Below are 9,664 nucleotides of genomic sequence, written 5' to 3' on the forward strand. Positions count from 1 at the left end.
TACCCTGGCCAAGGCATCCGACCCACCCACGTCGTAACGGTGCATCTGACAGCTGCGGAGCTAGTTGAACTCGATCAGCTCGCCGATCAACTTCACACGAACCGCTCTGAGGTCATCCGTTACGTCATCACCCATTCACAACCCGAGGCATGAGGTGTATCCTCTCGGCGACTAAGCATGAGATTCGATCCTCACGCCCGTTCCCTTGAAACCGTTGTGTTTGTCGAAAATGACGGGATGAGTCACTTTCCAATGCCATAAAGATTCGACCTGTTCGTGGGAACGTTACGACGTATTGAAAAAACAGTCGGAACCAGCACTCGAAAAAAGAAGATTACTATGAACTACACCGCTGATATCACCCGCGAGGGGAAAAACTGGCTAGCCACCGTAACCAACCTCGATGGGGTCTCTACGTGGGCTCCCAATTTCAGGCAACTCGATTTTTACGCCCGCGAGGCTATCGCGCTGGCTGAAGACTTGCCTGATGGCGCTGAAGACACACTAGAAATTACTTGGCGTATGACAGACGGGTGCCCCGCCCAATTACGTCACCGTGGCTAAAACGGTTAGCTCTGCGTCGTTAACCTTGTGACTCGAGTTCGAGGAGTTCGGAGAACGTAAAGGTGCCCGTCGGCTGATCATCATTATCAGCAAGGTATAGCCGCTTCACCGCGATCAACATGGCCTCCGTGATGACATCACGGTAGTTCGGGTCCACCAGCACCGCAGTATCGTGCGGATTAGAAAGATAACCCAAAACGATCTCAACCGTCGGCATGGACGTGAGGCGCAAAACATCCCACGTACGTGCATGGTTGCGGCAGTTCTGCAGCGGAGTCCGGGCTACGATTTCTCGCTGAATATAGCCCGACAATAACTCGCCAGTGATCGACGAATGCCCGCGAGGGGATCCGAAATAAAACGACGCGCACCCCTCCGCCCGTTCGTTGTGATACCAATCACATCGCAGGCTGATGACTAGATCCGCACCGAAGGCATTAGCAATATCGGCCCGCTCCGAATCAGTCGAATTAGTCTGCCGCGGGCGCGAAATAATCGTCTCGATACCCGTCGCGACCATGCGGCCCTCGAGTCGCGTCGCGATGTCCCATAGAATCTCTTCTTCGGTCAGCTCGCCATAAGGGCCCCGCACAACATGACCAGGCGTGGAAAGCCCCAGGCCCGGATCAATCACAATGCGCTTACCCGACAACTGCGGACCTGCAGCACGAACGGTCTCACGCTCCTGAATAGCCGCGCGTGAACCACCCGTAATGCTCCGCCCCAGATAAGACAGCGCCTTCAGCGTGTCCGGCCCACAGACACCGTCGACAGTAAGACCATAATCACGCTGATAGTTTTTCAGCGCACTATAAGTGTCACGGGAGAATTGTCCGTCGATCTGGGAGGAATAGAAACCAAGTTCCTGCAAGTGAGACTGCAGCTGGGCAACGTCATCACCCTGCATCGGCGACGACGGGTCATACAGAAGAACGCGAGCCCCCAGTGAGTAGGTAGCCTCGCGCAAGAGGCGAAGGGTGTGGTCGTTGATAACCCCGTCGGCAAGAACTCCTCGCTGCTGCTGAAAAGCTCGCAGCGCCGATTGGAGTTCATAGTCGAAGTCATCGTCGCCATCAGCCCACTGGTCGGTGCTGGTGTGCTCCGACACCGGGTGCTTAAGAAGACCAACCTTCGTGAGGATCGTGCGAACCTCCGCGACGCGAGGGCTCTTATCCCCCACTTGCAGGTTTTCCTCCACGATCGTCTCAGCCCCTTTAACCCAATTTCTGCCGTTAGAACAATGTCAGTGAGTCAGTCTATCAGTGAACAGTGTTGTGTTAGTGAATAGAGTTAAAGAAGTTTCTCAAGTGCGGTAGTGATGTGCGATTTGGGGTGCGCCCCGTGGATTTCTTCAACTTTCTTGCCGTCCTTGAACAGCAACATCGTCGGGATGGACATGACCTGGAACATGGATGCCAGGGGTGCGTTCTCGTCAACGTTGACCTTGGCGATCACAGCCTTGCCGTCGTATTCGTCGGCGATCTCTTCCAGGACGGGGTTCATTTTCCGACACGGACCACACCAGGTTGCCCAGAAATCGACGAGAACAGGCTTGTCGGAGTCCACGACGGTGGAACGGAACGAGTCCGTGGTGACGTTTACTGGGGAAGTCATGGGGGTGTGAAATCCTTTCCGGCTGGAGTTAATTCCGACTGGAATTAGTGATGTAGGTACAAGCGTTGGTTCGAAGGTTTTATGCGACCCTCTATCTACGAAGAACGCTCTATGTATGTATTACGCGGGATGCAGGTTTTCTATTCACTATCCCGCATATGTCGTGGTCCTAAGGGGGTGATGAGGGTCCGCAGTCATCTTATCCGCGCAGGTCAACAAGGTAATGTTCGACGTCGAGCGCAGCGCGACAACCCGATCCCGCAGCGGTGATGGCCTGCTGGTAGTGGCTATCGACGACGTCGCCGGCGGCGAACACACCCGGAATCGACGTCCGCGTGGAGGGCTCCTGTACCAGGATGTATCCCTTATCGTCCGTGTCGATGACATCCCGAACCATCTCAGAGCGGGGATCGTGCCCGATAGCCACAAACAGTGCCGACGCAGTCAGCGTGCGCTGCTCACCTGTCTGGGTGTCTTCGAGAATGAGGTGGTCGACGGGACCGTCGCCGCACACTTCGGTGACGACGGCGTTCATCTCGAAATTAATCTTCGGATTTTCCTTCGCGCGCTGAACCATGATGTTTGAGGCGCGGAATTCGCCACGTCGGTGAACGATGGTGACCGAGGAACCAAACTTGGTGAGGAAGTCTGCCTCCTCCATGGCGGAGTCCCCTCCCCCGACGACAACGATGGGTTTGTCTTTGAAGAAGAAGCCGTCGCAGGTGGCGCAGGCGGACACGCCGAGACCCAGGTGCTCTTGTTCACCCTTGACGCCAAGGTAGCGAGGGGCTGCACCCGTCGCGATAATGACTGCTCGCGCTTGGTATTCCTCCCCCTCGGAGCGGACGATCTTGATGTCGCCGGTCAGGTCCATGCTCTCGACCATGTCTTGCTTGAGCTCGGCACCGAAGCGTTCGGCCTGCTGGCGCATCTCCTCCATGAGTGACGGGCCCATAATCCCATCGTGGAAGCCTGGGTAGTTTTCCACCTCGGTGGTCTGCATGAGTAGACCACCGTATTCGATGCCTTCGAACACAAGGGGCTTGAGATTCGCCCGAGCAGCATAAATGGCTGCGGTGTAGCCGGCAGGGCCAGATCCGACAATGATGACATCGTGAACACTCATGCGAGCAATGCTACATGGCATGTCAAAGCCTAACCTGTCCTCTCCCCGTGACTCAGGGTCGAGCGGAAGAGAACGCTCGATTCCCCGTGAGAACACGTGTGCTCTACGACGACAATGCGCAATGGCGCACCAAGGATGAGCAGCTGAGATTCGGTACGGGGCGATGCCGGCTGGGCTGCTTCAGCCGGCTGGGCAGTTTCGACGGGAGCGGCCCCGAGCACCGGCGAATGAGCCATGTTGATCGTGGACAAACATTGCGCGACGGGAACATCGAGATTGCTGAGGTCTGTTGACCCCGAAAAAGCCTTCTTCGCCGCTGCTTGTTGCTCGCTTGTCATAGCGATCAAGTCCACATTGGACCGCTTGGTGCTAGGTGGTTGCGAGTGTGGAGTAACCGCGGTGTTTGAGCGATTCGCGGTCGAGCGGTCTGCGTCCAGGTGGGCTGAATTCGAGTTAGGCGCGGATGTTTTTCCGAACAGGCCTGGAATGAAGAATGACGATCCCACGCCACCCACGATCAGCACCACTACTGCAGCCATTCGCCACCAGGAGTATCGAGTGGGGAAAGGAATCACCTCACCCGATCCGTCAAACGCTGGAGCGACGTCGGGCGAATCTTCACCCAGCTCGTCGTCGGAAGACAACAAATGGTTGACTAAAAAGTCCAGGTCATCGTCGGTAAGGTCGGAGACAGTAGGCGGCAGGGGTGGCCAAGCCGAAGGCTCCGGCTCATGAGAAAACGTAGGCATGACACACTCCAGTGGTTTCAACAGGTGGGCGGTTAGTGAATTAGACGCGCAATCGGGCTGCAGGTTCCCCGCTGGTCAGCGCGCGTTTTGGGAGGGTGGGACGTACGGCAGCGCTATAAGGCAACCCCTAGTTACAAAAGCTCTCGGCGTTGCGGATCGTGCTCCGGATCAGTCACAACTCTTCACTCAACGCAGTCCGAAGGGCTTGGCGCGCCCGTGAGCACCGCGACTTCACCGTTCCCGGCGAAATATCCAGCTTCGCCGCCGTCTCCTTCACCGAGAACCCGTAGAGATCAACGAGCAAAAACGTCGTTCGGAACGGCTCATCCAGGCCGGCCAGCGCGGTCTTTAACGCGGCTCGCAACCCGCCTTCATTGGCGCGAAAGAATTCCGCGGGAAGTGTGGCGTCGTCAAGAACGACCATTCGAGCATTCCCCCGTCGACGAAGATAGTCCTTCGCCGTATTCACCGCGATTCGGTGGAGCCACGTGCCCGGGGCGCAGCGCCCGCGAAACATCGTGGCTGCGCGCTGAGCTTTGAACAGTGTGTCCTGCCACAGATCGTCCACATCTTCCGGGCAATCCACCCAGCGCGAAATAGCGAAGCGGATCGATTTTTCGTGCCGACGGGCCAGCACCGCCATCGCATCCGTCTGACCTGCGCTGACCGCGGCGAAAAGCTCCCGGTCGCTCATCGTTTCCAGGTCGCGGGGTCGTGGGCGTCGTGAGTCATAACCGCGGTCAGGACCGTCATCGGCATGAGTGTTCGCCGCGTGAGTATCTACTGCGTGATGAGTATCTACAGCAGGACGGTCTTCGACATGAGAGCCGTCAGCATCCCCTAGCGCGACAGTATTCTGAGATTGATTTGGCAGCGGACCGTCCCCCGACGAAATCCGCGCCCTCCCCCCGATGAGCACCACACTAGATTCTCATATCCGACGCCCGATGTCACCACCCGGCGCGGTATGGAGGCCCGGCAGACCCCACATGTATGCCTCCATGTAGGCCCCGAGCGCTATAGACACCCGAGGCCTACAGGCCTACGTCGTCACCCCTGGTAGCGAACAGATCACGCTACCGATCACGCCACAGCGTGGGCCGCCGCCCGTGCCATCGACCGCGCCGTCGTCGGCTTCACCGTGCTGGACTGGGGCTTATCCACCACACCAGTCACGCCGATCTCCGAGATCTCCGCAGCATCCGGGACCGGCAAGGCCGTAATCCACACCAACACATACTGCGTGTGGGCGGGAACCGTCGACGCCGAGCCCTCCGCACCCGGCGCGGCAGACTGCCGTGCAGCCTTGGGGATATCAATCGTTGTGGAACCATCCTCAAGGTCGGCCGACGCCAGCTCCGTCGTCTCGTCCACGGTCGCCGGCGTCGCTGAACCGGCGGCACGAATTTCCACGTGCGTCCCGCTCTTCGCGCCATCGATACGCAGCGAGGTTACAGTCGCGGGTTCCGGCAACGTCATCATGATTCCCATGCCGGACTTCACCGACGTGGCGGAGGAGCCCAACTGCGCCTGGTATTCATCCGAACGCCACTCCGTCGTCCCATTTCCGTCGATAACCAAAGGAACCATGTCGGGGTTATCAGGAGTTCCGCGCCCATTCTCCGGAGCCCAATACGCGGCCGCCGTCGGGGTAATCGCTTTCGCACCGTCGCCCTGAGTAATCGACGACCCAGCGCGCCCCAACGAACCCGAGTTCAGAGGCCCATTATCGCTGCGGTTGATCTTGCCCACCACATACGTGGCGATCAACGCGGCTGCCAGAACCACAACAATGGCCAGCGCGCCGATGCCCGCAATGCCCGTGGGCCGGCGCGATGCCTCACCGAAACCAGGGCGAGCCTCAGGGTTCGGGGTGGACTCGTCGGCAGCATGGAGCTCCGCATCGCCCAGACCGGTACGACGCAGCCGATCCGCCAGGGTCTCCGCATCCGCCGATCGAGCGTGCAACGCCTCATCCTGGAGCTCGGCGATCTCCGTCGGCACTGGATTCACATTCTCCAGCAGCAAGCTCAGGGCCACGCCGACGCCGTGCACATCCTGGCCATACGAGTTATGCGGCATAACCCCGGGGAAAGCCAGCACGGCCTCACCCGACGAACTAATCCGCAAGCGGTCACGGTGGTCAATCCCCAACGCCGTATCCAGCCGGTGCGCCGTTACCGCCGCCTCAGCCAGACCGGCACACGCAAACGCCGCGGCATAAGGATCCGGACGCCCTTGACCCACAGCAGCCAACGCGGAACCCGGGGTCCAATCCGCCACCACAATCGCCCCAGCAGAGTCGCGGATAATGTGGCGGATCTGCGCCAGACCAGCACATTTCGCCTCGTAGAGGGCAGAGGTGCGGTCAATAATACGGTCCGTCGTGTCGCGCGCCGTGCGGTAATCGTCGATACCCGGAATGCGCATGGTATCGATAATCGTCAGCGCGACTTCCCTGCCCGACGCCTGCTCGCGGGCGTGCCACAAACGCATCGCATTCGTGCCGCCATGGTCGGCCAACAAGCGGTACCGGCCATTCGCGACGGCAGCGCCCGGCACGAGCTTAGGCCCGCGCACAAAACCGGCCGACATCGGAGGCAGACCAGGCGACGCCGTCGACAAGGCGGTCACGTTGTACGTATCCGCAGCATCGGCCGCATTCGGAACACCGACCATGTCCTCCGGCGCGGACTGCCGCACCGAAACGAAGCGACGCAGCCCCGGAATGCGCGCCAACGCGCGGCCGAAAATCGCGATCTCCTCCAGGCCAGACTTCGCCAGGATCAAGCCCGCGACAGCCACCAAAACGATGCCGTCCAAACCGGTGCGCATCAAGGTGGCCAACTTCGGGAACTGCATCAGCCAATCGCCGCGCAGCACCAGATCCAGCAGCCAGCCGGCGAGAGCACCGGCCAGGGACGCGGCGAGTACCCACGTCGTCGACCGCATGACCTCACGGCCACGCAAGGACCCCAAGGACCGATGCAGCAACACTGCGCCGACGATCGCACCCGTGATGAAGCCGAACCCGTTGGCAGCCGCCAACAACACGACGACGAAATCAGAGCGCGTGGCCAGGAACGGCGCCAAGTAGGACAGAATGACCTTGGTCAGGGTGATCGCGATGATGATGAACGTCGGGGTCCACGCCTGCTCGCGGGCATAAAACACGCGAAGGTGCAGAAGAACAATCGAGTACGGAACCAGCGTGAACGCACCGAAACTCAGCGTCCACCCCAACGTTTCCGCCGACGTCGCGTCGAAACGACCCCATGCGAACAGGGCGCTCGAAATGGTCGTGCCAAACACCGTGAAATAGACGATGACCGGGATCAACGCCATCAACGTGATCTTCGTGGCCATCGTTAAATCACGGACAACGCCCTGGTTGTCGCCATCGGCGGCATTGCGCGACAAACGTGGCATAATCGCCGTCAACAACGTCACACCGATCACGCCATAGGGCACCTGCAACAACAACCAATGCTGCTGGTAGATGAACAGCGCACCTGGATCGGCCGCCGACGCAATACGGTTGGTGAAGAAATACCCTGCCTGGGAAATAGCGACATAAACGACGATCGCCAAACCCATGCCGGCGAACTGCTTGACTCGATCATCGATGCCCCACAGCGGGCGAAGATCAACCCCGGCCATCCGAAGATACGGGAACAGCATGAGCGCCTGAACCACAACACCTACCGTCGTGCCCGCGCCCAACAAAAGGATGTGAGGATCGGTGATCGCCACGTGCTGGGTTGGGTCCAATGACCCCGGAAGGAACCAGTACGCCAGGAGGACGACCAGCACAATAACGTTATTGATCACCGGAGCCCACGCGCCGGGCCCGAAAATCCCCTTCGTGTTCAGCACCGCCATGAGCAGCGCAAAGAGGCCGTAGAACAGGATCTGTGGCAACAGGAGATAAGCAAAGACCGTTGCCATCGTGACATTGACTTTGCCGTTCGCATCCAAGGACAACTGCACCAGCCACGGCGCCCCAAGGACGGCGAGCACTGTCACTCCCACTAACAGTGCCGACGCGACCGTTAGCAAGCGTCGAATGAATGCGGCACCGTGGTCCGCATCCTCTTTCTCTGCGCGCACGAGCACGGGAATGACGAGCGACGTCAAAATTGCGCCCAGGACGATTTCCGTAATGAGGTTCGGCAGGGTGTTCGCACTGGTGTAGGCCGACGCGACCCCGGCGCCCATCGTGGAGCCGATGAGGAGGTTACGGAAGAACCCCGTGATGCGGGACAGCAACGTGGCGACGGCCATCGTCCCGCCGGCCCGGACAACCTCGGTGTCGGTACTCGTAGGCGGCTTGTCCTCACCATCACTGGTGCCCGCCTGGGACGACGTGTCCCCACTTCCACCCTGGCCCTGGTTGGGTTTCACCGCGGTGGCCGTCGCCGTCGATGACGAGGCGCGATCGGCGGATGCTTCTGTACTTCCCCGTGCTCCTTGCTCACCGGACCGGTCGGCGCGTGGCCGCTCGCTGAGCGCGGAGAGGTCGGGGCCAGACTGCTGGGTCGGTTTCTTCCTCGGCTCCGGTACTGGAGCAGGGGGCCTGGGGGTGACGATCCGGCCACGTTGTCCAGCACGTGCCCGAGGGGACGCCGCGGTGTGACGCGGTTGGTGCTCGGGCTGCTCTGGGGAGCTTGGGTTCTCGTCGGTTGAACTCACCTTGCCCATTGTTGCCGACTTGCTTAACGAAGTGGAATCGACATGCCCGTTAGCGCTGTGAATTGGGAATACTGAGGCGGTGGGGTGGCACTGAGTGCGGGAAAAACAGGGAGTTCATCGGGCAGATCGTAACGCCGGCACCCTACATGCGTGTTCGCCGTTCCCGCAGGATAAGGCCGATTCCGGCGATCGTAACCAGGATTCCCCCCACAGTCAGAACACCTTTCCAGGAGATACCCGGGGCAGATTGAATGGCGACCGTGGTGGGTTCCGACAGCGCTTGGTTATGGTCGCCGGCTAGCCACAGTTTGAGTTTCGTTTGTTTACTCCGTGCCGCGATATCCGCATGCACCTGGAGCGTCACTGAACCACGGGCAGGCAACGTTTGCTTCAGCTCGTCGAGCTGAACGTTCGATGGACCTTGCCATTGGAGCGACGCCTTGACCGGGAGCGGTAAACCATTGCGCGCCACGATCAGAATGGGCGATGAATCCGACGTCCGCGTGTACACATTGCCCGGCGGGACGAGCTTCACCGAGGTCAACAGGTTGTGAAGCATCGCCTGGCTCTTGTCCAACAGATTGTCCGAATACTGAGTGACCGTGTCGTACTTCTTCTCACTCCGTCGGCCGTCGTCAGTCAGTGCCCGAAGGAGATCCGTCCGTAATGGCGCCGTGAAGTTAAAGCGTGTGAGCTCAATTCGGTCATCATTGCTCATCATGGTGGTCAGCCGTGTGATCGACGACGCCTGCGTCGCCACCCGATGCACATCGTCGCTGCTCACCGCGCCGGGATCCTCATACGGGCGGTTCACGCTTCCCGTGGAATGTGGGGTTTGGGAGGTAATAGCGGATAGCGCGGTGGGGGTGGCCTCCCCACCGAGGAGTGTGCCAACAGCGTCTAAAAATGCGGTGGCGTC

The 9,664-nt window shown here is 59.7% G+C and carries 9 protein-coding genes; 2 read left to right on the forward strand and 7 right to left on the reverse strand.

Translation table 11 applies throughout. The features are described 5' to 3' along the window. The first annotated feature begins 39 nt into the window (after positions 1 to 39). Positions 40 to 153: a ribbon-helix-helix protein, CopG family gene (locus Q3981_RS10465; protein WP_368410107.1), complete on the forward strand. Its 114-nt coding sequence runs from the start codon at positions 40 to 42 to the stop codon at positions 151 to 153. A gap of 186 nt (positions 154 to 339) precedes the next feature. Further along, positions 340 to 564 carry a hypothetical protein gene (locus tag Q3981_RS09555; protein ID WP_303125675.1) on the forward strand — a complete coding sequence of 75 codons (225 nt, stop codon included), beginning with the start codon at positions 340 to 342 and terminating at the stop codon, positions 562 to 564. 19 nt (positions 565 to 583) lie between these two features. Here the strand turns inward: Q3981_RS09555 and Q3981_RS09560 are convergent, their stop codons facing one another. From Q3981_RS09560 to Q3981_RS09590, 7 genes are all read right to left on the reverse strand, one after another. Then, the gene (locus tag Q3981_RS09560) at positions 584 to 1,762 is read right to left on the reverse strand and encodes an N-acetylmuramoyl-L-alanine amidase (RefSeq protein WP_303125677.1); all 1,179 of its coding nucleotides are present in this window, start codon (positions 1,760 to 1,762) and stop codon (positions 584 to 586) included. A 92-nt stretch (positions 1,763 to 1,854) separates the two neighbouring features. Next, complete coding sequence (gene trxA / locus Q3981_RS09565; protein WP_204087736.1) at positions 1,855 to 2,178, reverse strand: thioredoxin; 324 nt, start codon at positions 2,176 to 2,178, stop codon at positions 1,855 to 1,857. Positions 2,179 to 2,377: 199 nt separating this feature from the next. Then, positions 2,378 to 3,304, reverse strand: coding sequence for a thioredoxin-disulfide reductase (gene trxB / locus Q3981_RS09570; protein ID WP_303125681.1), 927 nt, complete (start codon positions 3,302 to 3,304; stop codon positions 2,378 to 2,380). Between the two features lie 29 nt (positions 3,305 to 3,333). Further along, positions 3,334 to 4,053, reverse strand: a complete 720-nt coding sequence (locus Q3981_RS09575) for a hypothetical protein (protein WP_303125687.1) — start codon at positions 4,051 to 4,053, stop codon at positions 3,334 to 3,336. 172 nt (positions 4,054 to 4,225) lie between these two features. After that, positions 4,226 to 4,975: an RNA polymerase sigma factor gene (locus Q3981_RS09580; RefSeq protein WP_303125690.1), complete on the reverse strand. Its 750-nt coding sequence runs from the start codon at positions 4,973 to 4,975 to the stop codon at positions 4,226 to 4,228. 161 nt (positions 4,976 to 5,136) lie between these two features. Continuing rightward, a complete protein-coding gene (locus tag Q3981_RS09585) occupies positions 5,137 to 8,745 on the reverse strand; it encodes a murein biosynthesis integral membrane protein MurJ (protein WP_303125692.1) in 3,609 nt (1,202 codons plus the stop codon). Positions 8,746 to 8,887: 142 nt separating this feature from the next. Beyond that, a partial coding sequence (locus tag Q3981_RS09590; protein ID WP_303125694.1) for a DUF6049 family protein occupies positions 8,888 to 9,664 on the reverse strand: 777 nt, incomplete at its 5' end.

The organism is Corynebacterium sp. (assembly GCF_030530965.1).
Lineage (GTDB): Bacteria > Actinomycetota > Actinomycetes > Mycobacteriales > Mycobacteriaceae > Corynebacterium.